Origin of the sequence: Fictibacillus nanhaiensis (genome assembly GCF_042686385.1) — a bacterium.
Taxonomy (GTDB): domain Bacteria; phylum Bacillota; class Bacilli; order Bacillales; family Fictibacillaceae; genus Fictibacillus; species Fictibacillus nanhaiensis.
In genome coordinates this window covers 977,848-1,003,562 of record NZ_JBHUPF010000006.1, presented here as the reverse complement: position 1 = coordinate 1,003,562, position 25,715 = coordinate 977,848, and the positions used below count along the sequence as shown (strand labels likewise).

The following is a 25,715-nucleotide window of genomic DNA, read 5'->3' as shown; positions in this document are numbered from 1 at the left end:
AGGGGCTTTTTTATTTTTTCTTTATTTCTTTTAAGGCAACTACCTTGAGTGCCATCAGCTCATCATCTGTCACTTTTTCGAGCAGCTTCTCATATACCGCTAGCTTTTCCTCTTCGTTCAAACCTTTACTTACTTTTTCTCTAATCCCTGCTAATTCTTGAACGGAGTATCTTTCAGAGATGAATTGAACAGCATCGTTTTTAGTTGTGAAAGATAATTTCTGTTTAGGCGCTTTGCCTGTTTCTATGTACTTCCTAATCTCTGGATCTTCTAAAAGTTTTGAGATCTCATCTTCGTTCGACTTTAATTCTTTCGTAATTTCTGTCATCGCTTTTTCAGAAGCGTAATCCATCGTAAAGACGTACAGAATGACACCAGTTGTAATAAAAAACATCAATACAACACCTAACCACCACTTGATCACTTCATCACCCACTATACAAAGAGATAATCCATTCATAACATAATTTACAAAGTTTGGAAAGAAAATGGTATGATTCTTTTATAATTCACACATACACTTTACACGCGTTAGATTCCCATATGCTATCATTTAATTTAGAATGGTTAATCTTAGCAATTTTTTGGAGGAGTGTTATGTCACGTCTAACCGATCATTTAGTGGTCATCTCATTTGACTGTCTTTCTTCTCTTGATTTTCCTTTGTTAGAACAACTTCCGCATTTTAAAAAAATTTTAAATCAAGGCTCATTTTGTAAAAACGTAGAGACGATCTACCCTTCTGTAACATATCCTTGTCATACTTCAATCGTTACAGGACGGTATCCAAAAAATCACGGCATCGTAAACAACACGTTGGTACAGCCGGGCAAACCTTCACCCGATTGGTATTGGCACAGAAAGCATATAAAAGGGACCACATTATATGATGAAGCAAAAAAAGCAGGTATGACAACAGGTGCTCTTCTTTGGCCAGTAACGGCAAGAGCGAATATCGATTACAACATGCCTGAAATTTTTGCGAACCGGAAGTGGCATCACCAGATTCCTGTTTCTCTCTTAAACGGAAGTAAAAGATATCAACTTGACCTGAACCGTCGTTTCGGACATCTGCGTAATGGGTTGAATCAGCCTGAGCTTGATGATTTTGTTTTAGAATCCACAATACATACGATTAAAACGAAAAAACCACAATTACTGCTAGTCCATTTTGTGGATCTGGATTCACAGCGGCACTATCATGGCTTTTCTTCTGATGAAGCAATGGATGCGATAAAAAGACATGACAACAGACTCGGACGAATTGTTGAATCCTTACAGGAAGCCGGTATCTATGAAGAGACGACCATCGCCGTATTAGGAGATCATAGTGCATTAGATGAAAGTAAAGCGATTAAACTGAATGTGTTATTGAAAGAACAACAATTCATAGATACGGATTCAAAAGGCTCTATACAAAATTGGAAAGCCTATTGCAAAAGTTGTGATGGTTCAGCATATATTTACCTAAAAGATTCATCTGATATACAAACAAAGGAGGTCGTTCACAAACTTCTGAAACACTTACAAGTTGATGAAAAGAATGGTATTGAAAAGATCTACAGTCAAGAAGAAGCGGCAGCAACTGGGGCTGATGATCGTTGTGTGTTCATGGTAGAAGCCAGACGCGATTTTTATTTTAACGAAGATCATGAAGGTTCTTATCTAAATGATATTACTGATCAAGATGTGAGAACAAAACGATATACACATGCGTGTCATGGGTATTCCCCTAAAAAAGAAGACTACACGACTATTCTAATATTAGCAGGTAAAGGAATTAAAAGAAATGTCGTTGTTTCTTCTATGCATTTAATCGATGAAGGGCCAACGTTTGCTAAACTATTAGGTCTAGATTTAGGAAAAACAGATGGTAAAGTTGTACAAGATTTTTTAACCAGCTAGTTTTTAATAAATTCTAGTAGAGAGAGGACAAAACCTATGAAACGGTTTACGAAAGAAGAGAATAGCTGGATGTACTATGATTGGGCAAACTCAGCTTATTCCATTATTATCTCAACAGCTGTATTTCCTTTGTTCTTTAAAGCAGCTGCAACAAACGCAGGAATTAGTCCATCGAATTCAACCGCTTATTTGGGGTATACGATCGCGATTGCTACGTTCATATTAGCGATGCTGAGCCCCATACTCGGAACCATTGCAGATTATAAAGGTTTAAAGAAACGATTCTTCACATTCTTTTTTGCACTCGGCCTTATTTCTACCGCAGCATTAGCTTTTATTCCAAGTGATCAATGGCTCTTATTATTAATTTTTTATACACTAACTGCGATCGGTTCTAGCGGATCTAACGTCTTTTATGATGCTTTTATTACCGATGTAACGACAGAAGATAGAATGAACAGAGTTTCTTCAAGAGGCTTCGGATTAGGATATATCGGAAGTACGATTCCTTTTTTAATCAGTATCGCCATTATTGTATTGGCACAAAATGAAGTTCTGCCGATTTCAACTACGATAGCAAGTAAAATTGCCTTTTTAATCACTGCGATTTGGTGGGGAGTTTTTACGATTCCTATGTTGAAGAACGTTTACCAGAAGTATGGCATCGAGCGAGAGCAAAAACCTTTGATCAACAGCTTTAAACGCTTAGGGAAAACCATGAAAGAAATACGAAAGTACCGAGCTCTGTTTTTATTTCTGCTCGCCTATTTCTTTTATATCGATGGAGTTGGAACGATCATCACGATGTCCACCGCCTATGGATCAGATCTTGGCATCAGTTCTACTAATCTATTAATCATCCTTTTTGTCACACAAGTGGTCGCTGCTCCTTTTGCCATTCTTTACGGAAGATTAGCAGAGAAATTTACTGGAAAGAAGATGCTTTACGTTGGTATTGGAGTTTATATTATCGTTTGTATTTATGCGTATTTCTTAAAAACAACAATGGATTTTTGGATTTTAGCGATGCTAGTTGCGACTTCCCAAGGTGGAATTCAAGCGCTAAGCCGTGCTTATTTCGCTAAACTTGTACCAAAAGAAAACTCAAACGAATTCTTTGGCTTCTATAATATTTTCGGTAAGTTCGCTTCCATTATGGGCCCGTTGTTAATCGCAGTAACCGCTCAAGTGACTGGAAACTCTGCTAGTGCTGTTTTCAGCCTTGTGGTTCTGTTCATCATTGGCATTACGATTCTTATGTTTGTTCCAGAACCGAAAGTAGATTCATCTCATACGATTAGTGCGTAAAAAAGACTGCTCTCTAGAACAAAATCTAGAGAGCAGTTTTTTATGATTTATTTAACGATCCATTTTGGTCCAAGGATGGTTTGAATTCGATAAAAGTTACCATATGATGCATTTGTTTTATAAGTGCCTGGATAAAGACTCGCTGCTGCCATTTTTTGATTGACATTTGGGCGATCATAAAGCGGTATTTTTTGAGTTAGCGTAATGGTTTTCGTTAATGGTGTTATACGTTTCTCCCAACGCTTATCCCCTTCCACCGCTATATAAAGTCCTGCTTTTTTATTCCTGGTCCATTCTTCATTAATGATTGTGATCGGCGGATTCGTCTCGCCAGCATATGGAGCTAGTTCAAACGTGAAGCCAGGGCGTTTGAAGGTTTGAATGAACCAGTCTTTGTAGCCTCCACCACTTGATAGCTGAGTATCAGGAGGTATGAGTCGGTAACCTGTCATATTAGCCAGGGTTGTACCAAGCGTTTTGTCCCCCTCAAAAGTATTTGTCCCATAATTAAAATGGTAGTATAGTATTCTTCCAGCTGTGTGATAAGAATTTGTAATTTCAGGATCTACAAGATTCGTCAGAGCAGTCATCGCTTTTGCTTCTTTCGTCACTAGTGGAGCACTACCCTTGTAGTCTTTATAAGAAGGAGCTTTCGCATTATTTGCAATCTGTTCCCAACGTGCAGGATATTGTCTGTTCAGATCAACCCCTTGGGCATTGGACTTCCATCTTTTAAAATCCTTGCTTCCCCCATTCATCTTGATGAGGTTAGCATGAGCGGTTGTAGGAAAAGCAGACAGACCTTTTTGCTGAAGAGTGACACCGTCGGGGTTTGTCATCGGTACAAACCAGATCGAAGTATTATTTAATACGTTCGCCACATTGTAACCATCCATCGTACTGTTCGTTACATAACGTTCACTGTACTGATCAATCATCTCCATCACGATGTTCGTCGTCATCCATTCTCTAGCATGATGAGATGCATTGTACAGGACTGTCGCATCACCTCTACCAAGCTTCACTGCCCATATATCTCTACCATAAGGTGTTTTCCCAATTGAACGATATTGGACTAATCCAGGATATTTTTGAGCGAGTGTTTTGATATTACTCGTCATCGTTTCATATGTATACGTTTGATTCGGATTTACATAGCTTGCTGCTTCTCCCTTGTAACTCCAAAATGGTAAGCTACCAAGCAATATCCCCACAAACAACACTAAACCTTTTTTCAAAGCTCTCTCTCCTATCAAAGAAACCTATTATTATTTGAATATATTAATAGTATAGATAACGAGAAGTATGGCTTCGCATGAGAATAGTCGCCTTTAATGTTTCAATTTTATTACCACAATTAAGTCAAATCACATATAAATTTGGCATTTAAAAGTAAATAACACGTTTATTATATAAATTTATTCATATTTGGTTTTGCTTGCTTCAGATTATGGGAAGAGTAGTAGGACGAGGATGACATAATAAGAGGGAATGCAGAACATGAAAGAGAATCAAGAAAATAATAATAGCAAAAAAGCAGCTGTCCCAGATCGGCAATACTTTTTTCCCGTTCAAATTATTGAATATTTTATTGAAGAAGGTAAAGCGTCTTTACAAGTTTCAAACTTAGCACAATTCATTTTATCTTTTATGGCAGGTGCTTTTATTGCATTTGGCGCACTAGGTTCCGTTTTATTGTCCATGGGGGTCGAGACTTCTGGTCCCTTTAACCTTTTATCAGGTGTTGGATTCGCTATCGGGTATACGATGATCTTTCTATCAGGATCGATTCTTTTTACAGAGATTAATGTCTTACTACCTAGCTATATTTTACAAACCAAATATTGGATCAGTAAAAGGGTACTTCGATTTTGGGGGATCTGTTATATCGGAAACTTCTTAGGAGCATTATTTGTTGGGTTTTTACTTAATATGTCAGGTTCATTAGACAAAGAATTTTATGAGGTACTTTTAAAGTTCATGGAAAAAAAGATGGAATTTACTGAACGTGGGACATGGGGTTGGTTTCAAGTATTATTCTCTGGTATTCTTGCAAACTGGCTTATCGGAATTGCAGCCGTTCTTGCTACAGCGGCACGAGATGTAATGGGTAAGATCTTTGGAATTCTTTTACCTGTAATTATCTTTGAAGCAGGAAATTTTCAACATGCCGTGGCAAACATGGGGTATTTCAGTATTACCGTTTTAGAAGGTTTTGAATATAGTTGGTATGAATTTATTCTTCTTAATTTAATTCCTGCAACGATTGGCAACTTGATTGGTGGGGGTATATTAGTTTCATTATTACTTTCTTTTGCATTTAAAGAAGACATTGATGATGATATCGTAAAAGAGGAAGAAGAAGAAGTAGAAAAGCTAAAACATAAGATGGAGTAATCATTCATATGTGAAACACCTTTATTGTCATATACAGTAAAGGTGTTTTTTGTTAGAGTTTCAGTAGGATTATATATTTTCTTTAGGGGATGAACCTATTTGCCTTATCAAACAAAACTTGCTTTTTTATATGTAGCAATCGGTGCATCTCTATGGGGAATCATCGGTTCCTTTGTTAAAGAGCTGACGCTCGCCGGTTTCACCTCATTGCAAATTGTCTTTTTAAGAGCTGCTAGTGCATTTCTATTATTCCTTGCATGGATTGTTGTAAAGAATCCTGGTCTACTAAGGATCCATTTAAAAGATATATGGTATTTCTTAGGTACGGGGGTTTTAAGTGTTTCCTTTTTTAATTGGTGTTATTTTACTACCATACAAACATCATCACTTGCCATTGCTGCTATTCTTTTGTATACCGCTCCCGCTTTTGTACTTGTGATATCGGCACTTGTATTTAAAGAACCGTTGACCCGACAGAAGCTGGTTGCTCTCGCTTCTACCTTCTTTGGCTGTACACTCGTCTCAGGTCTGTTCTCAGCTCAAATAGAACTCTCCATGTTAAGTCTTTTGATCGGATTAGGGGCAGGTTTTGGCTATTCTCTATACAGTATTTTTGGTAAGTTAGCTAGTCGAAAATATGAAACATTAACCATCAGCATCTACACTTTTTTCTTTGCCATGCTTGCTCTATTTCCTATCAGTGGTATAACTTCTACTGATATCCAAGTTTTCAGTCCATCCGTTGTCATGAATGTAATCGGTCTCGGTCTTTTTCCAACCGTATTCGCCTATTGGTTCTATACACAAGGTTTACAACAGATCGATGCAAGCAAAGCCTCCATTGTGTCTACTATCGAACCGGTTGTAGCTACCTTGATGGGAGTGATCCTTTTCAAAGAATCCATCTCTTTTGTCCAAGGTATAGGTATTCTATTTGTATTGGGTTCCGTTCTTCTGATACAAGAACGAACAGGAAAGTCTGTTCAAACTTCTAACGCTCAAAAATAACCGTTAGAAAAGGTGCAGCATAATCGCTGCACCTTTTTGAATCCTTTATAAGATAGAGCTTAAGAAATTTTTCGTACGTTCTTCTTTAGGAGCATTGAAAAGCTCTTCTGGCTTCCCTCTTTCCCAGATCTGTCCATCGTGCATGTAAACGACCTCATCTGCTACCTCTTTCGCAAAGCCCATCTCATGGGTTACGACGACCATCGTCATGCCCTCTTGCGCAAGTTCTTTCATCGTGGCTAGCACTTCTCCTACTAGCTCTGGATCTAGAGCTGATGTAGGTTCATCAAACAGCATTATATCGGGTTTCATCGCAAGGGCTCTTGCAATCGCTACACGCTGCTTCTGCCCACCGGATAACTTAGCCGGATAAACATCTGCTTTATCAGAAAGACCCACTTTTCCAAGTAAAGCTTTTGCTTCTTGTTCTGCTTCTGATTTATTTTGGTTTTTTACTTTAAGAGGAGCTTCCATCACATTTTCCAATACCGTTTTGTGAGGAAACAAGTTAAAGTGCTGAAAAACCATCCCTACTCTTTGGCGTACTTCATTTAAGTTATGAGTTTTCGGTTCAATTTCCTCTCCTTCAATGACAATTCTTCCACCGTTTTTAATTTCAAGGAAGTTGATGCATCTGAGAAGAGTACTTTTTCCAGAACCACTGGCACCAATTAAGACTACAACTTCGCTCTCTTGTACGTTTAGATTCACTTCTTTTAATACTTCTAAATCTCCAAAACTCTTCTTTAAGTTTTCAATACGTATCATCTCTTTTTTCATAGCAAAGCACCTCCTATTCTCCAGCGGATAGTTTCCTTTCTAACAGATTAACGAGTAAAGTGAAAAGAAGAACGAGGATTAGATAGTATAGACCAACAATAATTAGGTACGTCATCTCATCAAATGTTCTAGATCCTTGTGTCGTTGCAATACTGAACAACTCATTAAGGGCAATAAAGGATGCTAGTGATGAATCCTTCAGACCAATAATAAATTGATTACCTAAAGGAGGTAACGCACGTTTAAAGGCTTGCGGCAGTATGATCCTTCTCATCGCTAAACCATACGTCATACCTAATGAACGTCCTGCCTCCATCTGCCCTTTATCTACCGACTGAATGGAACCTCTGAAGATCTCTGCAATATAAGCACCATTATGCATGGCAAGTCCAAATGCTGCCGACCAGAAGGCAGAAATCCCCAACTCCGCTAAACCAAAATAAAAGATAAATATCTGTACGATTAACGGTGTACCACGAATGAGTGCAATATAAATATTCGCGATCCAATTTAGGACTTTGATTCCAGAGATTTTAAATAATGCAAATATAAGTCCAATTCCCGTACCGATTAAGATAGATACAAAGGTAAGTTGAAGCGTGATCCAAAGCCCCTTCATGAAGAGTGGATAACTTTCTACTAATACGTCTAAAATGTGTGCGAGATCAAACATTCCATTGTCCTCCCCATTTCATTCTCTTTGTGAATGGTATATAGATATGTATGTATAAAAGAAAGCCACCCTGCACGTAACTTCATGAGGGCGGCTCCACCATTATTCAGGCTTCTTCGTGATATCAGCACCGACGTATTCTTCACTAAGCTTCGCGAGCTCACCGTTATCCTTCATTTTCTTTAATGCTTTATTTACCGCTTTTAACAATTCTTTATCATCTTTTTTAATGGCGATCGCTTGTTCACTCGTACCGAGCTGCTCTTGTTCAACAATCTTAAATCCTTTTTCAATCGCTTGTTTACCCGTGATGGCGTCAGTAATAACTGCATCGTGTTTGCCTTCACTCAACGCACGCAATGCTGTTGCATCACTGTCATAGTTTTTAATTTGATCCGTAAAATCTTGTGCAGATTTTTCATAGGTAGAACCTTTTGAAACAGCAACTTCTTTTCCTTTTAAATCTTCTTTCGTTTTAATATCACTGTCTGGTCTTGTAAAGATTACCGGACCTGAGTAATAATAGGGCTCGCTGAAATTCACTGCTTTCTTTCGGTCTTCAGTGATTGTATGGCTTGCCACTGCTGCGTCAAAACGATCTGCCTTAATAGCGGATACAGCACCGTGGAATTTAAACTTTTCTGGAACAGGCTTCAGACCAAGTTCTTTTGCAATCGCCTTACCAACTGCAACATCAAATCCTGTTAGTTCCCCACCCTTATCAACTGAACTGAATGGCGGGAACTCTCCTGATACGATGAAGTTAAATTCTCCTTCGTTCTTTAATTCCAGACCTCCGTCACTTGACTCACTGCTGCCACATGCCGCTAGTACAAACATTGAAAAAACGACAGCTAAAATACAAATCTTCTTTTTGAAATCTTTCATTCTTATCCTCCTTGAATATCCCTTTTTGTAGATCCCCCTACTAGACAAGACCTGTCAAAAATATCAGATTTTTCATGCATCTTTTATATGGTTACCCTTTACAAAAAACTCGTAAACACTTATTTATCAAGCAAAAAAGCGCCTTTCAGATAAACTGAAATGCGCTTTTTAAATTTCTGTTAGGGTAATAGCTTTGTAGGCAACAATATTGTGACCGTGGTCCCAATATCTAACATACTTTCAAATGTAATATTTCCATGATGATTTTCAATGATCTTCAGTGATACCATCAATCCTAAGCCAATGCCTTTTTCTTTATTAGAATAGAAGGGTTCTCCAAGTCTTGCAAGCCGTTCCTCACTAATCCCCACTCCTTGGTCAGTAACTTTAATAAAGACATAGCCTTCATCATGTGCTCCTGTTTCTACAAAAATGGTACCTCCATTGTTCATAGATTCAATCGCATTCTTGATCACGTTTATGATCACTTGTTTAATCTGATTTCCTTCACAAAGAATTTGAGGAACATCCATTAAATGCGTCTCAAATTGAACGTTTTTAAGGTTCGCTTCTGAATCTAAAAGTGTGATCGTCTGTTTAATAAAGTCGTTTACATTTCTTTGCTGAAAAAAAGTTTCTTGATGAGGTTTAGCCAATACTAAGAATTCAGTAATGATGGATTCAATCCGATCCATCTCTGATAAGATGATCTCACTATGAAGATCTTCCATATCTGCTTTCATGAGTTGGACGAATCCTTTAATACTCGTGAGCGGATTACGAATCTCGTGAGCGATTCCTGCAGCAAGTTCACCAACGACTGTGAGTTTATCAGATTTTCTGAGCAATTCTTCTTTTTCTTTTAAATCTGTAATATCTTCTGAAATCCCAGCGATTCGATAGATCTCTTCCTCGTCATTGGTGATTGGAAATGCTCTTGTTCGGATCCAGCGGACTCTGTTATTTTTTCCATGTATGCGGTACTCAATCTGTGATTCACCTTGTGCGATTGATTTTATGAACGCTGAGACTGCTTCTTGATCTTCCGTATGAACGTCAGTAAAAACTGATTCGAATCGATCGGTCTCTTCAGTGTCCCAAATCTCCTTATATGCCTTTGATATGTAAAGAAGCTGGTTCGTATTATAATTTTGCATCCAAAAAATATCTTTTGCATTCTCGGCAAACTGGCGGAATCTCTCCTCACTCTCGCGAAGGCCTAGTTCCATTCGCTTGCTTTGGGTAATATCTCTTGAAACGCCAACTATCCCTTCTACTTGACCTTGATCATTTTTTATAGGAGACAGGATAGCCTGATAATAGAGTCGTTCACCATTACGGACATTACTCCATTCATAAAACTGGGATTTACCTTGCAAAACAAGCTGACATGCCTTTTCTTGTCCTTCCGCAATCTCCGCTCCAAACACTTCTCGAACGGTCTTACCCAAGAAGTAAGAAGGTTTCACACGATGTTTTTCCATCCATCTTCCATAGATACCTGTATGTACAAAATTAGTGTCTAGTGTAAAGACCGTGTCTTCCATTGAATTTACTAATGAGTAAAAACGTTGCTGACTGTGATTCAACTTTTTCTCCGTACGTTTTAACTGTTGATTATCTATTAGAGTGATTACAGATAGATCGCTCCAATCTTTGTTAAAAGGAATGATAGAAACGGACAATGAAGACGAAAAGCCTGTATGATTACAGATTAAATCTACTTCGACCTGAAATTCTCGTGTTTTGTTTTTTATAACTTGAAGATAAGCTTCTTTCAGTGACCATTTTTCTTTATTGAGATCCGTTATAAAGAATGGGAGTTCATATAGAAATGCGCCTTCTACATCAGAATCTGACAACCTTAACATGTCACACGCTTTTGTATTGGCATAAAGAATAGTGCCACATGGTTCTAAAACGATAATCCCGTTATTTACCGCTTCATAGAACGTGTGCATCATTTGTTTTGTGTTTTGTAATTCAAACGAAGTGTCTCGCATGTTCTACATCCTTGTTGAATTATTTTTAAAGGATTTACAAGAAATGCCTTTTCTCTATTTTTCTATTAAATACAAAAAAACACAAGTGTTATTTTCCTCTTTTTGGATTCGCATGAGAGTAAATTCATAAAGTTTCAGGATAGAACAGCACGTTAACTCTTCTATGAACATTATATTTTTCCGTTCGTTTCAGATCGTACTATAAAAAAACACACTGAATTATTTTTCAGTGTGTTTCAATAAAGCTTTATTAAACGTCAGAGCATTTTCTAAGCTCATAGTGTCGGATAATATCTCCTGTGGTGCATTTGCATCTCCTATTAAATAGCCGGCAAATTCAGTACCTAAAAAGTCGAATATATATTGAAATTGCTGGATCAGGGGTAGTGCTTTTGTTCGTGGATGATCTCCACCCACTGTAATAACATATGCTTTTTTATCGCTCATGCTTTTCTTAAAATTCAATGCTTCCTCTCTTAAACTCTGTGAGAATCTATCTACAAAGTTCTTCATAGCACCGCTCATTCCATACCAATAAATAGGTGTTGCAAAGATAAGAACGTCATACTGTAAGACCTGTCTGATTAATTCTTCATAATCGTCATAAACTTTATCAAACCCTCCTGCAACATGGCGTTGATCATCAATAGGATTTATTTTGTAGTTTTTGAGGTAAAAAGAAGTATACGGAATCCCGTCTAACGCCTTTTGTGTCAATGCGTCTGTATTTCCGTTTTCTCTAGAACTGCCGTTAATTACTGCGATTTTCATGCGTATCACCTTTCGAGTATGCGTATTATTAATGCTAGCATTCATTTGATTTCATAGTAAATTTCATAAAAAATAAAAATAAAGAATAGAGTTAAAGATAAAAGGTTAGGAGGTCTACAATGATCGTATTCACCATCATCTGCATGATTTCTTTCTATCTTTTTACGATACATGATTCTAAGAAGGTGAAACAAGTAATCTGGCCTTTATATGGCATAGTAGGTATCGTGTGCCTCATCTCTTTGTTCTCTTTAACACCTGATACCGTGACTTATGTATATTGGGTAAGATTATTCTTTCTAGTCTTGACTATACCTGTATTTATCCTTGTTGTTCGTAAGGTTTGGCAGCTCAGTTCAGATACGACAAGGTGGATACAGTATACAGTCTCTATTCCTATCTCCATTCTATTTATCTTTACGCTATGGTTATGTTGGAACATGTTCCCGATCTTCATGTATGTTTTATAAGAAGCATCCTATTATTTTATTCAACCAAACACCCGCCTTCAGGATACAACTGAAGGCGGGTGTTTCGTGTTGGAGGTTAAGGTTGTCCTCTTTAGATGGACAAAGAAGCGCTATTTGTCTTTGTCGGGGGTCTGACCCCCTTGCATTAGCGAAAGCACTTCTTTAACGATCGTGTTTATCTTTTGGTTTATAAATTCATCTCCAAAGCTTTCTTTAGCTTGCTTGATTGCCGCTATTACTTCTTCATCATATTGAATGAACTCTTCATCATCTTCTGCTTCATTGTATAGATCGATCATGCTGTCTAAACCCTCTTGCATGCGATCTATCGCTTCACTATATTTTTCTCGATCTTCCTTATTATATTTCAACTTCATCACCCATTCTCAGCTTTTCCATCTATTCGTGCTATCAAACTTCATAAACAATTACTCTTGTGACTTTCTTCCCTATTTTTTCATAGGAAAGTATACTATAATAATTTGGTTATTATTATCTTGAAATATATTATTTTACATATTCATCGGAAGGAGGGGGCACAATTGATCCGCCGTTGGTTTACGAAAAAAAATAAATTATTGCAGCCTGCATTTGAAACACCGTCATCACATTCATCGTTGAGTCTATGCACGAATGCTACAGATGAACCAGATCCTGCAAAAGAAATATCGCATTTTAAAATGCGGCTAAAAGAATTTGGAATAGAGTTTAGTCACTTAGTCTCCAGCACTCCTAAGGATGTTGAAAACAGACAACAAGCCATAAGAGTTGCTGAAGAAATCTCGAAAGATCCTGAGATGCGTAATTATTTTCTAACGTGGAAACGGTTGCCCCTTCTTCATCATGAAAGTACACAGCATCAAAAGCACACCATGAAAAAACAGCGAGAATACATAACCGCTCTTACCCTTATTTTTATAGAAAATTATCAAGTGTTGCTGCAATATGTTCCTGGCACAGGAGGAAAACACTAAATGAACAAAGCGATTATTGTAGAAGTTAACAAACGTCATGTCATCGTTCTTGCTGAGGGCGGAGAATTTAAAAAAATAAAAAATACCAATGCCGCCTATACAGTCGGCCAAGAAATCCGTCTCCCTGTAAGACAAGAGAACAAAAAAACTGCTTTCTCTATCTTTAATTGGAAAACCGGAACGGCTGTAGCATTAACGATTTTTCTCCTGTTCTTCCAAGTTCTCGCACCGGTTTCTGGACCTGGTGCATATGCATATGTCGGTATAAACATGGACCCCAGTCTAGAATTAAAGATTGATGAGGAAATGAAAGTGCTTGATATCTATGCTTACAATCAGCAAGGACATATGGTTCTTGATCGGTTGGAAGATTGGAAGAATGAAGAAATTGAAATGGTAACTGATCTTATTTTTGAGACGTGTGAAGAACTAGGCTATTTAAAGTCAAAAGAAGAAGTATTAATTACTACAACCCTCTCAGAGGAAGTACCTTCTGACAAGGAAAAAGAAATCAAACAACAAGTGAATAAAGTCATGACTGAAAAAGCTAAAAAGAAATCCATTGAAATGACTACAATTGTCATGAGTAGTGAAGAACGAGAACAATCTAAAAAGATGAAAATGTCACCTGGTCATTATGCAATTTATAAAGCTGCTAAGAAGTCTGGTAAGAAGATCACAAAGAATGAGATTTCAAATCTTACAATTAAAGAAATTTCCGAAAAAGTGGGACCGATTAAAGAGCTACTTAAAGAGGAGATCGAAACAGTTGATGTAACTGAAAACAAAAAAGAGGAACTAGTATATGAACCACCTCTTCCTATCTTGGATGTAAAAGATTCGAGAAACGAGGTAAAAATAGAAAAAGAAATTATACCTGTTCAAGAAAAAGTACAAGAACCACAAAAAAAGAAAACCCTTGAGTTGCCTGTCACTCACGCTGAGATTCCTGCATCACCAAAAAAGGAAGAAATGCAACCAGATAAACCCGTAAAAGTTGAACAAGAGAAGCATGTAAATCCTCCTGCCCCTTCTGTAGTTGAGCAGGACAAGAACACGCACAAGGCACCTACGAAGAGTACGCCTGTTGTGACTACACCAAAGGAAGAGAAACCTAAGCAGGAAAAGCCTGCAGAGGACAGACCAAAACAGGAATTACCTAAAGAGGAAAAGCCTAAGCCAGAAGTACCGAAAGAAAACATTCCTAAAGAAGCTCCAAAGGAAGAGATTCCTAAGGAAGAAGAACCTAAAGTGGAAACTCCTAAAGAAGAGATTCCCAAAGTAGAAACGCCTAAAGAGGACACGAAGCCAGAACCAAAAGAGCATTGGATTTATATTGAGATTATCATGGATGGGATCAAGATTGAAGTACGCATTAAGGTTACAACAAATGTTTCGGATGCTGAGTTGAAACAAAAAGCCTTAGCTTCTTATCAACAACAAAATTCTCAAAAACATTCATGCCCTATATCAACTTCAGCCATTTCACAAGAAATGAAACAAGCTGAACCTAATAAAGAGCTACAACAAGACACAGAAAATGAAGAGGTAACAGAATCAGTCACTGAAAAACCTATTTTAGAACAAGCTTCATAATGATCAAACCCCAGGACTTAAAAAATAGTCCTGGGGTTTTTGTTTTCACTTCGTATAGATACTTAACTTTTATGGCAATAGTGAGAATAGGAGGAGAGTGTTTGTATGCGGTCTATTTATTATGCTTATCTAAGAATGCCGATGTTGATTCGACTTGCCATCATTCTTTTTAGCATCCTATTCTCAAGTGCTGTATTAGCTCACCTCTTGGAAACAAAAACATTTCCAACAATATTTGAAGGGTTTTATTGGGCAGTTATTACAGCGGGAACGGTTGGATATGGAGACTTTACACCAGAAACAACTCGCGTCAGGTTATTAGCTATTTTCCTTGTATTCATCGGGGCATCTTTTTTTGCCTTTTTGACTGTTCACTTGGCAAGTTCTGTTGTTAAAAGTGAAAATCGATTTTTTGAGGGGAAAAGTATGTATAAAAACAAAGATCACTTTATCATTGTGGGTTGGAACGAAAGAGCTAGACATACTATTCAAGCTCTTAAAGATAAACTCAAATCGAACCATATTGTTCTGATCGATGAATCTTTAAAAGTAAACCCTTTATATGTTGAAGGCATTCATTTTATTCATGCAAAACCTAGTGAAGATCACACATGGTTGATGGCGCATATCCAACAGGCACACACCATCCTCATTACAGCTGACGCCAACTTAAAGGAAAATGAAGCGGATACGAATACGATCCTTTCTATCCTAACAGCTAGAGGACTGAATCCAACCGTATCTATCCATGCAGAAGTGTTAACAACAGAGCAAACGACAAACGCCAAACGAGCTGGTGCAGATTATATTATCCACACATCGAACTTGGCTTCGCATGCAATGGTTTCTAACCTTGAGAAAGAGCTCCTATAGGAAAAACAGATAGCTTTTTAGTCTATCTGTTTTTTAATTTAATAAAGCGGTTTCTGTCTTTTTTACTAATTCTTTTGCGATGCTAATCCACTTTTGATCCACTGTTGCATCAGGATCTTGTGGTTCTGAGAACTGATTAAAACTTCCTGAGATGTTCCCTGTTTCAGCGTTATCATCAAGCCCTACTTGGTATTTGTGAGCCAACAAAAAGGGTTCACCAAATTGAATCGTCGTATCTTTCTTATCTAATTGACCATCAATCGCTTGAAAAGGAATTCTTAAAAACGTGTATCCAACTTCATCGTCCAGTTTATAATCAAAGTATCCGTGATCATAATCCCAGTTTCCTCCATATGAAAAGCCCATTCCTTTCAATACTTCTTCCGCTTCATTCAGTGGACAACACTCGTTTTCGAGGCTGCTTTTTATCGGTTTCAAAATCGTCACCCCTTTATGAACTTTTTCTTATCGTTTCCAAAATAAGCGAGATTATTTGCGTCTTCTATAAGAAAAATATAAAAAAGCCCAACTCAGCGGCCGAGTTAGGCTTTTATAGGATTAAAGACGTTTTTCTAATTCTTCTTTTTCTTTTTCAAATCCTGGTTTACCTAATAAAGCAAACATGTTCTTCTTGTAAGCTTCTACTCCTGGTTGATCAAATGGATTTACACCTAACAAGTATCCACTTACCGCACATGCTTTTTCAAAGAAATACACGAGATAGCCAAAATGATAAGGCGTCATTTCAGGAATACTTACGACTAAGTTAGGAACGCCACCATCTGTATGAGCAAGCATCGTACCTTGGAATGCCTTCTTGTTAACAAAGTCCATCGTTTGCCCTGCTAAGAAATTTAGTTTATCCAAGTTCTGACCATCTTCTTCAATCGTGATCTCTTCTCGAGCATGATCAACATATAACACAGTTTCAAATAGATCACGACGTCCTTCTTGTACATACTGTCCCATAGAGTGAAGATCTGTAGTGAAGTCGACGGATGCAGGATAGATTCCTTTGTAGTCTTTCCCTTCACTTTCACCGTAAAGTTGTTTCCACCATTCAGATACATAGTGAAGACCTGGCTCGTAGTTTACCATTAACTCAATGGTTTTGCCTTTATTATAAAGAGCATTACGAACTGCAGCATATTGGTACGCTTGGTTCTCAGCAAGGTTTGAATTGTTGAAGTCAGCGGCAGCTTCCTTCGCACCGTTCATCATCTCTTCAATGTTTACTCCACTTACTGCGATCGGTAAAAGGCCAACAGCCGTTAACACCGAATAACGTCCACCAACGTCATCAGGAATGATAAAGGATTCATAACCCTCTTCGTTCGCTAAAGTTTTTAATGCCCCTTGAGCTTTGTCAGTCGTTGCATAAATACGTTTACGAGCCTCGTCTTTTCCGTATTTTTCTTCTAAGAACTTTCTAAAGATACGGAACGCGATTGCAGGCTCAGTAGTAGTGCCAGATTTAGAGATCACATTTACAGAAACATCTTTATCTTTTAATACATCAAAAAGTTCTTTAACATAAGTTGAAGAGATGTTCTGTCCAGCAAAGAATACTTGAGGCGTCTTGCGGTCTTCTTTTGCTAAAAGGTTATAGAAAGAATGGTTTAACATTTCGATCGCTGCACGTGCTCCTAGGTAAGAACCACCAATTCCAACCACGATCAATACATCAGAATCACTTTTGATTTTTTCCGCACTTTTTACGATTCGGCTAAACTCTTCACGGTCGTAGTTTTCAGGCAGATCCACCCAGCCAAGGAAGTCATTCCCCGCTCCTGTTTTTTCATGAATCGCTTCATGAGCCGTTTTCACAGCACCTGTTAGATAATCTACTTCATGCTGACCAATAAAAGAAAGTGCCTTGCTATAATCAAAACTTAGCTTTTTTGTCATATGTAAACCTCCTAGAACATCATTATTCTTTCACTTTATACAAGTACAACGACCAAATCAAGAAACCAGACAAATGTAATCGTTTTCTTAACAAAAGACGAAATATTCAAAAAGCAACCATATAAAAAGAAGGATCATTCCCCTCGTTTTATATGGCTCACTTGTTTCTCTCACCTTTCACATTGTTACAGATAGTACAAGTAAAAGGTGTCACTATAATTTGTTCCAAACACTTATTTTATAATCCTAAAGATAAAGTTGATTGTATTGGAGAGTGCGACACTCCTGGAGGATCAGCGTGACAGGTGAGACAGCTAACCGTGCATAGTACTAGCTGGTCACCTGACGGCCCTCGGAAAGCGAGTATCCCGCAACGGAAATCAACCAATTTCATGAAACTTTTATAAAGACATTCTTAAAATGTTAAGTACATCTTCTTTATTCTGTTTCTTAAAGTTCCCAAATTCTCCTCTGGCCATCGCTTTTTCTGCAATAAGGTCAAGTTTTGAATCATCAATGTCATAGTCTTTAAGAGCATTTGGCGCCCCAAGTGACGTCCAGAAAGCAGATAGACGATCAATACCTTCAAGAGCTACTTCTTTATCTGATTTTCCTTCTGTTTCAACGTTAAACACGCGAACGGCAAGTTGCTTAAAGCGAGCCACATTCGTATCCACGTTATGTCTCATCCAGTTAGGGAAAAGAATAGCTAAGCCGCCAGCATGCGGAATATCATAAACAGCTGAAACAGCATGTTCAATGTTATGACTTCCCCAGTCACCTCGAACACCCATTTGAAGTGTCCCGTTTAATGCCATCGTACCGTTATATAGGATTGTTTCACGCAACTCATAATTCTCAAGATCATCTAAAAGCTTAGGTGCCGTTTCCATTACTGTTAATAGAATGGATTCTGCAAAGCGGTCTTGTAGAGGTGTATTTGTCGCGTTATGGAAATATTGTTCAAATACATGCGACATCATATCTACTATTCCATAGATCGTTTGGTCTTTAGGTACTGAGAACGTATAAGTTGGATCTAAAATCGAAAATTTAGGGAATACAAGCGGACTTCCCCAACCATATTTCTCTTGCGTTTCCCAGTTCGTGATAACAGAACCTGAATTCATTTCAGATCCTGTTGCAGCTAGTGTAAGAACTGTTCCAAAAGGAAGTGCATCTTCTACTTGAGCTTTTAGCGTAATGATGTCCCATACATCTCCATCATACTTTGCTCCAGCTGCAATAGCCTTTGTACAGTCAATAACACTTCCACCACCAACAGCTAATAGAACATCGATGCCTTTTTCTTTACAAATCTCTACCCCTTTACGGACAGTAGATACTCTCGGATTTGGTTCTACACCTGAAAGCTCACTAACCTCAGCATCCATCTTCTTCAGCTCGTTCATGACTTCATCAAACAAACCGTTTCTTTTGATGCTTCCTCCGCCATATACAACGAGGACTTTCTTTCCGAATTTCCCTAGTTCATCTTTTAGCGTTTGAATTTGGTTTTTACCAAAAACTAATCGAGTTGGATTGTAATATATATATTCGTTCATCAAAATCTCTCCTTCTTACATGGTTTAACCCGTATTATGTGGCACATGAATTGTAATGTAAAGTAATTAGCTTATCGAATACTAGCATGTGTTTTATTCCTTTGTTTCATGCTACAGAATTAGGGAATGCATAAATATGTACAATAATTGACATCCTAAAGAAGCTATTCTATTCATACAAAAAGGAGGAAATGACATGAGTGGATTACAGCGCTTCGCACTTGCTTTGGTTATAATCGGAGCTATTAATTGGGGTCTGATTGGATTCTTTCAGTTCGATCTAGTGGCCGCTATTTTTGGAGGTCAAGACGCTGCTCTTGCCCGAATCGTTTATGGTCTAGTAGGTCTTTCAGGTCTATATTGTTTAACGTTATTGTTTAAACCTTCTGAGGAACTTAGTCGTGAAGGCCATGCAGAACATAATCGTGTATAATTTCATATAAAAAAACCTCTCAATTGAGAGGTTTTTTTTATTACTTTTTAAGGCGCTTGTTTAGTTGAGCCTGACGATCTGTAGACTCTTTCAACCAATCTTTAAGTTTTGCTTCAAGAGTGTTGAAACCTTTGTTAGCGTCTTGATTGTTTGTGTTGCTCTTTTTGTTATTGTTGTTGAATCCACCAGGACGGCGTTCTTTTTTAGGTGCAGGAGCTGGAGCTTCCTGTGTTTGTCGGATGGACAGTGAAATTTTCTTGCTGTCTTCGTCAACAGAAAGAACCTTTACTGACACAACGTCACCAACACTCAATGCATCGTTAATATCTTTAACGAAACCATGTGAAACTTCAGAGATGTGTACAAGACCTTGTACATTATCATTTAATGCAACGAACGCACCAAAAGGCTTAATGCCTGTAACTTTACCTTCAACAATGCTACCTACTTCAAAATTCATGAAAACACTCCTAACTATTTTTTAACCTGTTAAGTATAACATAACTAAATCGTACAAGCAAAACTAATAAAGAGAGTGTTTTATTGACTTGAGACCGTCATTTCAAGAACTTGATCATGCTTTGCTGAAAGGTCTTTACCAAAGTTGTATGTTTTCTCAATATTTATTTGATGCCACAACATGAACATGAGCACCGTCCATATTTTTCTGCTATAATCGCCTCTGCCACTGCGATGTCCTTCTAACAGGTCCAGTACGACTTCTTTATTCAAGTATTGATCTGTATGGCTCGTTTGGATGAGTTGTTTAGCCCAATCGTACATCTCATTCTTTAACCAATGTCGAATTGGAACAGGGAATCCTAATTTACGACGATGCAGCACAGAATCGGGAACGATTCCGTTCATCGCTTCTCTTAATGCGTATTTTGTTGTTCCATTCGTTACGGTTAGATTAGGGTGCAATCTGGAAGCAACATCAAATACTTCTTTATCCAGGAAAGGGACTCTCAGCTCTAGCGAATGAGCCATCGTCATCTTATCAGCTTTAACAAGGATATCGCCTCTCATCCAAGTGTGGAGGTCAATATATTGCATCTTATGAACATCGTGAAATGCACTCGCTTGATCGTACAAAGGTTTTGTTACATTTTTATAGTTATATGCAGGACGATATTCTTTCAGGAGCTTACTTTTTTCATTCTCTGAGAACATTTTCGCATTACCAATATATCGTTCTTCAATGGTCATGCTTCCACGCTGCATGAAACTTTTACCTTTAACACCTTCAGGCAAGATGCTAGCAATAGCGGCTAGACCTTTTGCAACACCTATTGGCAATGAAGAAAGATGTCTTAATGAATGAGGCTCATGGTAGATGTTGTACCCTCCAAACAACTCATCCGCACCTTCACCTGATAGAACAACCGTCACGTGTTTGGCAGCTTCACGCGCCACAAAATACAAGGGAACAGCTGCTGGATCGGCAACAGGATCATCCATATGCCAAATGATCTTAGGAAGTTCTTTAATAAATTCTTCAGGTTTAACAAGATAGTGGATATTCTCAACATTTAATGCTGCCGCAGTTTGTACAGCTACATCTATTTCACTGAATCCTTCTCTTTCAAATCCGACCGTAAACGTTTTTAGCGATGGATGTAGCTCACTTGCTAAAGCGACGATGGCACTCGAATCTATTCCGCCAGACAAGAATGCTCCTACCGGAACGTCAGAACGCATATGAACTTTTACTGAATCCCGCATAACAGAACGAATTTCTTTTTTTGCTTCTTCAAGCGTCATGTTGCTAGGTTTAAAACTAGGCTTCCAATAGGATTGAATAGAAAGAGGTCTGCCTGCTTTTTTTACAAAATAATGCCCCGGTTCAAGCTTTTTAATTCCTTTTGTCAAAGTCATTGGCTCTGGCACGAATTGATACGTCAGATAGTGATGAAGAGCTTCAGCATCTACTTCCTGTTTTTCCTTAACCACAGTAATACTTTTCTTTTCAGACGCACAGTATAACCCTTCTTCATCTTCAAGATAAAAGAAAGGTTTGATCCCAAAACGGTCTCGTGCTCCATAAAGCTCTTTCTTTTCCTTATCCCATATTAAAAATCCAAACATCCCTCGAAGTTCTGTAAAAGCCTTCTCTCTTCTATCGCTAAAAAGAGCAAGAATAACTTCAGTATCTGAGTGTGTTTTAAATCGATAGCCTTTTTCTTCTAGTTCTTTTCTTATTTCAACATAATTATATATTTCACCGTTGAAGATTATCCAATAACGGTCATCTTCGTATGAAAGGGGTTGTTTCCCACTTTCAATATCAATGATGCTCAAACGGCGGAAACCGAAACGAACATATTGGTCTACAAAATGACCACTATCATCTGGACCTCGATGAGTAATGATATTTGTCATATTGATTAATTGTTCCGTTTCTTTTTGTTCTACCGTTTCAGGCGTGTTTAACATATATCCAATAAAACCGCACATTTTCAAGTTCCTCCTCAAAAAACAGCTCAAGTGTCCACTTTCCATTTATTAAACCAAGTTAACTAATTGGTTTTCCAGAATATTAATTAAATCCCTTTATATGTGAATGAACTTCTCTATTATAACTCCGTAAAATCCATTCTTCACTACTTTTTTTTGTTAAAAAAATGAAAAACAAGGAATCTGTACTATATTTGTCGAGAAAAGCGATTTAAAAGTTACAAAACTATTTTTAAATCATTGAATTGGGATCTAAGATTCGGTCTATTTCTTCTCTTGATAAGATTTTTTTAGACTCCAGTACTTCCTTTAACGTCTTTCCTGTCTCGAAACTTTCTTTTGCTACAGCTGCTGCTTTTTCATATCCGATGTGAGGGTTCAAGGCTGTAACAAGTGAGAGACTCTGCTCGAGCCACTTTTGTATATTCTCTTCATTAGCTGTTATGTCTTTTAAGCATTTTTCTGTAAAAATTGTGATACCATTACTTAAGATCGTTATTGATTGAAGGACATTAAAGCCGATCACAGGCATCATTGCGTTAATCTCTAGCTGGCTTCCGATCGCAGCTGTCGATACACACGTGTCATTACCTATCACTTGTGAACAGATCATGTACAAGTTTTCTAAAATAACTGGGTTGATCTTACCTGGCATGATTGATGATCCTGGCTGAACAGCGGGAAGCATGATTTCGGCAAATCCCGTTCGGGGACCACTGCTTAACAATCTAAGGTCGCTTGATATCTTTATCAGATGTATAGCTAGTTCTTTTAAGTGGCCGCTTACACGTATAGCTGCATTCGTATTTTGCATGAATGCATATGTATTCTCACTCTGTGTAAACGGTAGGTCTGTCTTTTGAGCGATCTGATTTATCGCGAGTTCTGCATAATCGGGGTGAGCATTGATCCCCGTTCCTACTGCATTTCCTCCCAATCCTAATTCATATAAAAAGGTTTCGGAGTGTTTCAACGTACGCTCTACCGATTCTAACGTGCCTCTATAACCTTTGAACTCACTTCCTAAACGGATAGGAACAGCATCCTGCAAGTGTGTTCTTCCTGCCTTTACAATCTCATGGAATTGTGTCTCCTTTTTCTTTAGAACTTGAATCAAGCGACGAAGTGCAGGATAAAGCGTTGCATGGAGTTCGGATGCAACAGAAATCTGAATGGCAGTTGGAATCGTATCGTTGGTCGATTGTGACATATTTACATCGTCGTTTGGATGAACGAGTGAATAATCTCCTTTCTCTCCGCCTAATAACTCAGAAGCACGTGAAGCAAGAACCTCATTCATGTTCATATTTTGAGAAGTTCCAGCACCTGCTTGGTAGGCATCTACAACAAATTGATCTCTCATTTCGCCGTTTATAATTTCATCAGCTGCAGACATTATGGCATTTGCTTTTCTATCACTTAAAGCCTTACATTCTTTATTCGCGAAGGCTGCACTTCTTTTAATAATGGCTTGTGCTTTAATAAAAGCGAACGGTAACCGAATACCGCTAATCGGAAAATTTTCAACCGCACGTTGAGTTTGAGCTCCGTAATAAGCATCTTTAGGGACTTTAACTTCTCCCAATGTATCTTTGGCCATTCGAAAGTTATCCAAAGTCTCTACCTCCTTTTTTCCATATTTCTTGTATCCCCTTCTTTAAAAAATGTAACCCTTTTCCAAACAAATGCTTACGACTTTTTAAAGCAACAATGAATACAAAAACAACCTAACAAAAAAACCGTCCATTTAGACGGTTTTTGCTTTGTGCAGTGAAACCACCACAGCAGGCTCTTTTTTTATGAACTTATGTTCAGTTTGATATCCTGCTTTCTTCTGCTTGAGAAAGGTCTTCTCAGATATTGGACGGGGCCTTGACCAGGAAAGGGAGTCAAGATTTTTCCAATTATCATGTGTAATGATTTCACTTTTGTAATAATAACAGTTGCCGCTCACGTATTCTTCGCAAATATAGCGGACTGTTTGTCGACTATGCATAACATCTCTCCATTTTTTCTTTCATTATCCCCGCATAACCGTTCATCCATACTTAAGCAAAAAAAGGCCTGAAGACCCTACCTCCAAGCCTTAATCTGTTAATCTCTAGTGTTCCACCACCACCAGCCACCAAATATCAAGATGAGAATAAACACTATAATTACTACAGCCCAGACCCAACCGTAACCATAGCCGCCATAACCGTAACCTCCGTAAGCATACGGGTAATAGTAAGGATAATATGGAAATGCCATCCTGCTACCTCCTCTTATTTCTTTATGCGTTCTTACTCCTTATTAAAATATGTACGAAGTGGGTAAAGAGGAATAGAGGCAAACGCACAAATTTTAGCAGTCCATTACTTTTTTAAGTGATAAAAGGCTTTTTCGCATAAATTGTTGCGTCTAGAAAGTTGTTGATTTCCGCTCCAGGTTGCGCGCTTTCCATGGGGCGAACGGTGAGCCTCCTGCCGCTTTGCGCCATTTAGGAGTCTCCACCTGTCTAGTTGCAGTGGCTAGCCCCTCGAGGTCAAAAGTTGAATGGCCAAGAAGGCAAAGTGCGCCTTCCTAGTCCATTCAACTTTTGCTTGTCGGGGCTGAACGAGCCAATTCCACATTTCGGGCTGACCGCTCGTCCCATAGGAGTCGGCAACCCTACGCTACAATCAACTTGCATAGAAGAATACAAAAAATCTGCAAGCCCATTTTTTTAGAACCACGTCTAAAAAAGAGGAAATAATTTCTCCTTGTATCTTCGGGGACGTTTGGTGAAACTACTCATAGAATTCTGCGGACGGAGGTAAGACATTCATGGCTCTTGATGAAAAGCATATTTATTCTCCAGGATATCGAATTAATGTTAATAATGTTCAGATTTATTATGAATACTTCGATCATGAAGATCCCGATGCAAAAGTGGTAGTTCTGGTGCATGGATTTTTATCATCTACAGTAAGTTTTAGAAAGTTGCTTCCTTACTTAACAAAATCCTATAAAGTTGTTTCCCTTGATCTCCCAGGGTTTGGACAAAGCGAAAAATCAACGAGTTTCATCTACAAGTTATCAAATTATGGTCAACTGATCATCGACTTCTTAGACAAATTAAACATAAAAAACGCGATACTGATCGGCCATTCTATGGGTGGCCAAATCTCTATGCAAGCTGCAAAGAAATCTCCAAAAAGAATTGAAAAATTAATTCTTCTTGGCTGTTGTTCATACGTAAAAAGAGCTAGCCGCTCTTTAATCGCATGCTCTTACCTACCCTTGTTCACTTGGGGGATGCGCAATTGGATACAAAGAAAAGATGTAAAAGAAAATTTACTTTCTGTTTTACATGACTCAAAGTTAGTTACAGAAGAAATGATTGAAAGTTATAAGAAGCCCATTAGCGAAGTAGCGTTTACGGATTCTTTGATTCGATTATTACGCCATCGAGAAGGTGATATGTGCTCTCAGGATTTGAATCAAATTCAACAACCTGTTTTAATGCTTTGGGGTAAAGAAGATAAAGTGATGCCTGTAAAAACCGGTTTTCGTTTAAAACATGATCTTCCAAATTCAGAACTGATCATCTATGAAAAATGTGGTCATCTTCTTATGGAAGAAAAACCCCAAGAAATATGCAGTGAGATCAAACGTTTTATAGAACAAGGCGTAACTCAAGATACTGCGTTTCAACAAGAAACTTCTTAATATTGAGTAAGTTGTA

The 25,715-nt window shown here is 38.0% G+C and carries 25 protein-coding genes; 10 read left to right on the top strand and 15 right to left on the bottom strand.

Annotated features, from left to right (window positions below):
- Positions 1–10: 10 nt before the first annotated feature.
- Positions 11–424 (bottom strand): hypothetical protein, encoded by a 414-nt coding sequence (locus ACFS5O_RS08625; protein WP_205727150.1) that lies wholly within the window; start codon positions 422–424, stop codon positions 11–13.
- Between the two features lie 173 nt (positions 425–597).
- On the opposite strand from ACFS5O_RS08625, the gene ACFS5O_RS08620 reads away from it, so the two are divergent.
- Complete coding sequence (locus ACFS5O_RS08620; RefSeq protein ID WP_205727151.1) at positions 598–1,905, top strand: alkaline phosphatase family protein; 1,308 nt, start codon at positions 598–600, stop codon at positions 1,903–1,905.
- A 36-nt stretch (positions 1,906–1,941) separates the two neighbouring features.
- The gene (locus ACFS5O_RS08615) at positions 1,942–3,213 is read left to right on the top strand and encodes an MFS transporter (RefSeq protein WP_205727152.1); all 1,272 of its coding nucleotides are present in this window, start codon (positions 1,942–1,944) and stop codon (positions 3,211–3,213) included.
- Positions 3,214–3,260: 47 nt separating this feature from the next.
- Here ACFS5O_RS08615 and ACFS5O_RS08610 read toward each other — a convergent pair whose 3' ends face one another.
- Complete coding sequence (locus tag ACFS5O_RS08610; protein WP_205727153.1) at positions 3,261–4,451, bottom strand: M14 family metallopeptidase; 1,191 nt, start codon at positions 4,449–4,451, stop codon at positions 3,261–3,263.
- Between the two features lie 262 nt (positions 4,452–4,713).
- Here ACFS5O_RS08610 and ACFS5O_RS08605 point away from each other — a divergent pair, with 262 nt between their 5' ends.
- Complete coding sequence (locus ACFS5O_RS08605; RefSeq protein WP_318300262.1) at positions 4,714–5,610, top strand: formate/nitrite transporter family protein; 897 nt, start codon at positions 4,714–4,716, stop codon at positions 5,608–5,610.
- A 99-nt stretch (positions 5,611–5,709) separates the two neighbouring features.
- On the top strand, positions 5,710–6,618 hold the full coding sequence (locus ACFS5O_RS08600; RefSeq protein WP_205727155.1) for a DMT family transporter: 909 nt from the start codon (positions 5,710–5,712) through the stop codon (positions 6,616–6,618).
- 45 nt (positions 6,619–6,663) lie between these two features.
- Here ACFS5O_RS08600 and ACFS5O_RS08595 read toward each other — a convergent pair whose 3' ends face one another.
- The 5 genes from ACFS5O_RS08595 to ACFS5O_RS08575 form a co-directional block, all read right to left on the bottom strand.
- The gene (locus ACFS5O_RS08595) at positions 6,664–7,398 is read right to left on the bottom strand and encodes an amino acid ABC transporter ATP-binding protein (protein WP_318300263.1); all 735 of its coding nucleotides are present in this window, start codon (positions 7,396–7,398) and stop codon (positions 6,664–6,666) included.
- Positions 7,399–7,411: 13 nt separating this feature from the next.
- A complete protein-coding gene (locus tag ACFS5O_RS08590; protein ID WP_205727156.1) occupies positions 7,412–8,071 on the bottom strand; it encodes an amino acid ABC transporter permease in 660 nt (219 codons plus the stop codon).
- 102 nt (positions 8,072–8,173) lie between these two features.
- Entirely contained in the window at positions 8,174–8,959 is a 786-nt protein-coding gene (locus tag ACFS5O_RS08585; RefSeq protein WP_205727157.1) for a transporter substrate-binding domain-containing protein, read from the bottom strand.
- 179 nt (positions 8,960–9,138) lie between these two features.
- Entirely contained in the window at positions 9,139–10,962 is a 1,824-nt protein-coding gene (locus ACFS5O_RS08580) for a PAS domain S-box protein (protein WP_205727158.1), read from the bottom strand.
- 219 nt (positions 10,963–11,181) lie between these two features.
- Positions 11,182–11,727 carry a flavodoxin family protein gene (locus ACFS5O_RS08575; protein ID WP_205727337.1) on the bottom strand — a complete coding sequence of 182 codons (546 nt, stop codon included), beginning with the start codon at positions 11,725–11,727 and terminating at the stop codon, positions 11,182–11,184.
- A 125-nt stretch (positions 11,728–11,852) separates the two neighbouring features.
- Between ACFS5O_RS08575 and ACFS5O_RS08570 the strand changes: the two genes are divergently transcribed.
- Positions 11,853–12,203, top strand: a complete 351-nt coding sequence (locus ACFS5O_RS08570; RefSeq protein ID WP_205727159.1) for a hypothetical protein — start codon at positions 11,853–11,855, stop codon at positions 12,201–12,203.
- Between the two features lie 110 nt (positions 12,204–12,313).
- On the opposite strand, the gene ACFS5O_RS08565 is transcribed toward ACFS5O_RS08570, so the two are convergent.
- A complete protein-coding gene (locus ACFS5O_RS08565) occupies positions 12,314–12,574 on the bottom strand; it encodes a hypothetical protein (RefSeq protein ID WP_318300264.1) in 261 nt (86 codons plus the stop codon).
- 171 nt (positions 12,575–12,745) lie between these two features.
- Here ACFS5O_RS08565 and ACFS5O_RS08560 point away from each other — a divergent pair, with 171 nt between their 5' ends.
- The 3 genes from ACFS5O_RS08560 to ACFS5O_RS08550 all read left to right on the top strand — a co-directional run bounded on the left by ACFS5O_RS08560 (position 12,746) and on the right by ACFS5O_RS08550 (position 15,646).
- Positions 12,746–13,177, top strand: coding sequence for a hypothetical protein (locus ACFS5O_RS08560; RefSeq protein ID WP_205727161.1), 432 nt, complete (start codon positions 12,746–12,748; stop codon positions 13,175–13,177).
- Complete coding sequence (locus ACFS5O_RS08555; protein ID WP_205727162.1) at positions 13,178–14,773, top strand: anti-sigma factor domain-containing protein; 1,596 nt, start codon at positions 13,178–13,180, stop codon at positions 14,771–14,773.
- 105 nt (positions 14,774–14,878) lie between these two features.
- Positions 14,879–15,646, top strand: coding sequence for a potassium channel family protein (locus ACFS5O_RS08550; RefSeq protein ID WP_205727163.1), 768 nt, complete (start codon positions 14,879–14,881; stop codon positions 15,644–15,646).
- Between the two features lie 33 nt (positions 15,647–15,679).
- Here ACFS5O_RS08550 and ACFS5O_RS08545 read toward each other — a convergent pair whose 3' ends face one another.
- The 3 genes from ACFS5O_RS08545 to ACFS5O_RS08535 all read right to left on the bottom strand — a co-directional run bounded on the left by ACFS5O_RS08545 (position 15,680) and on the right by ACFS5O_RS08535 (position 19,119).
- Positions 15,680–16,084 carry a YugN-like family protein gene (locus ACFS5O_RS08545; protein WP_205727164.1) on the bottom strand — a complete coding sequence of 135 codons (405 nt, stop codon included), beginning with the start codon at positions 16,082–16,084 and terminating at the stop codon, positions 15,680–15,682.
- A gap of 120 nt (positions 16,085–16,204) precedes the next feature.
- A complete protein-coding gene (locus ACFS5O_RS08540) occupies positions 16,205–17,554 on the bottom strand; it encodes a glucose-6-phosphate isomerase (RefSeq protein ID WP_205727165.1) in 1,350 nt (449 codons plus the stop codon).
- 401 nt (positions 17,555–17,955) lie between these two features.
- Entirely contained in the window at positions 17,956–19,119 is a 1,164-nt protein-coding gene (locus tag ACFS5O_RS08535) for an iron-containing alcohol dehydrogenase (RefSeq protein WP_205727166.1), read from the bottom strand.
- A gap of 196 nt (positions 19,120–19,315) precedes the next feature.
- On the opposite strand from ACFS5O_RS08535, the gene ACFS5O_RS08530 reads away from it, so the two are divergent.
- Positions 19,316–19,552: a DUF378 domain-containing protein gene (locus ACFS5O_RS08530; protein ID WP_205727167.1), complete on the top strand. Its 237-nt coding sequence runs from the start codon at positions 19,316–19,318 to the stop codon at positions 19,550–19,552.
- Between the two features lie 40 nt (positions 19,553–19,592).
- Here ACFS5O_RS08530 and yugI read toward each other — a convergent pair whose 3' ends face one another.
- The 4 genes from yugI to ACFS5O_RS08510 all read right to left on the bottom strand — a co-directional run bounded on the left by yugI (position 19,593) and on the right by ACFS5O_RS08510 (position 24,259).
- The gene (gene yugI / locus ACFS5O_RS08525) at positions 19,593–20,012 is read right to left on the bottom strand and encodes a S1 domain-containing post-transcriptional regulator GSP13 (protein WP_066397183.1); all 420 of its coding nucleotides are present in this window, start codon (positions 20,010–20,012) and stop codon (positions 19,593–19,595) included.
- Between the two features lie 80 nt (positions 20,013–20,092).
- On the bottom strand, positions 20,093–22,009 hold the full coding sequence (gene asnB / locus ACFS5O_RS08520) for an asparagine synthase (glutamine-hydrolyzing) (RefSeq protein ID WP_205727168.1): 1,917 nt from the start codon (positions 22,007–22,009) through the stop codon (positions 20,093–20,095).
- Positions 22,010–22,241: 232 nt separating this feature from the next.
- Entirely contained in the window at positions 22,242–23,624 is a 1,383-nt protein-coding gene (locus ACFS5O_RS08515) for a class II fumarate hydratase (protein WP_318300265.1), read from the bottom strand.
- Between the two features lie 479 nt (positions 23,625–24,103).
- Entirely contained in the window at positions 24,104–24,259 is a 156-nt protein-coding gene (locus ACFS5O_RS08510; protein WP_205727169.1) for a sporulation protein YjcZ, read from the bottom strand.
- A gap of 555 nt (positions 24,260–24,814) precedes the next feature.
- Here ACFS5O_RS08510 and ACFS5O_RS08505 point away from each other — a divergent pair.
- Positions 24,815–25,699, top strand: coding sequence for an alpha/beta fold hydrolase (locus ACFS5O_RS08505; protein ID WP_205727170.1), 885 nt, complete (start codon positions 24,815–24,817; stop codon positions 25,697–25,699).
- The last annotated feature ends 16 nt before the right edge of the window (positions 25,700–25,715 follow it).

Coding starts and splice junctions, on each gene's coding strand:
- ACFS5O_RS08620 (WP_205727151.1), top strand. CDS start 598: ATGTCACGTCTAACCGATCATTTAGTGGTCATCTCATTTGACTGTCTT.
- ACFS5O_RS08615 (WP_205727152.1), top strand. CDS start 1,942: ATGAAACGGTTTACGAAAGAAGAGAATAGCTGGATGTACTATGATTGG.
- ACFS5O_RS08605 (WP_318300262.1), top strand. CDS start 4,714: ATGAAAGAGAATCAAGAAAATAATAATAGCAAAAAAGCAGCTGTCCCA.
- ACFS5O_RS08595 (WP_318300263.1), bottom strand. CDS start 7,398: ATGAAAAAAGAGATGATACGTATTGAAAACTTAAAGAAGAGTTTTGGA.
- ACFS5O_RS08590 (WP_205727156.1), bottom strand. CDS start 8,071: ATGTTTGATCTCGCACACATTTTAGACGTATTAGTAGAAAGTTATCCA.
- ACFS5O_RS08585 (WP_205727157.1), bottom strand. CDS start 8,959: ATGAAAGATTTCAAAAAGAAGATTTGTATTTTAGCTGTCGTTTTTTCA.
- ACFS5O_RS08580 (WP_205727158.1), bottom strand. CDS start 10,962: ATGCGAGACACTTCGTTTGAATTACAAAACACAAAACAAATGATGCAC.
- ACFS5O_RS08570 (WP_205727159.1), top strand. CDS start 11,853: ATGATCGTATTCACCATCATCTGCATGATTTCTTTCTATCTTTTTACG.
- ACFS5O_RS08555 (WP_205727162.1), top strand. CDS start 13,178: ATGAACAAAGCGATTATTGTAGAAGTTAACAAACGTCATGTCATCGTT.
- ACFS5O_RS08550 (WP_205727163.1), top strand. CDS start 14,879: ATGCGGTCTATTTATTATGCTTATCTAAGAATGCCGATGTTGATTCGA.
- ACFS5O_RS08540 (WP_205727165.1), bottom strand. CDS start 17,554: ATGACAAAAAAGCTAAGTTTTGATTATAGCAAGGCACTTTCTTTTATT.
- ACFS5O_RS08535 (WP_205727166.1), bottom strand. CDS start 19,119: ATGAACGAATATATATATTACAATCCAACTCGATTAGTTTTTGGTAAA.
- ACFS5O_RS08530 (WP_205727167.1), top strand. CDS start 19,316: ATGAGTGGATTACAGCGCTTCGCACTTGCTTTGGTTATAATCGGAGCT.
- yugI (WP_066397183.1), bottom strand. CDS start 20,012: ATGAATTTTGAAGTAGGTAGCATTGTTGAAGGTAAAGTTACAGGCATT.
- asnB (WP_205727168.1), bottom strand. CDS start 22,009: ATGTGCGGTTTTATTGGATATATGTTAAACACGCCTGAAACGGTAGAA.
- ACFS5O_RS08510 (WP_205727169.1), bottom strand. CDS start 24,259: ATGGCATTTCCATATTATCCTTACTATTACCCGTATGCTTACGGAGGT.
- ACFS5O_RS08505 (WP_205727170.1), top strand. CDS start 24,815: ATGGCTCTTGATGAAAAGCATATTTATTCTCCAGGATATCGAATTAAT.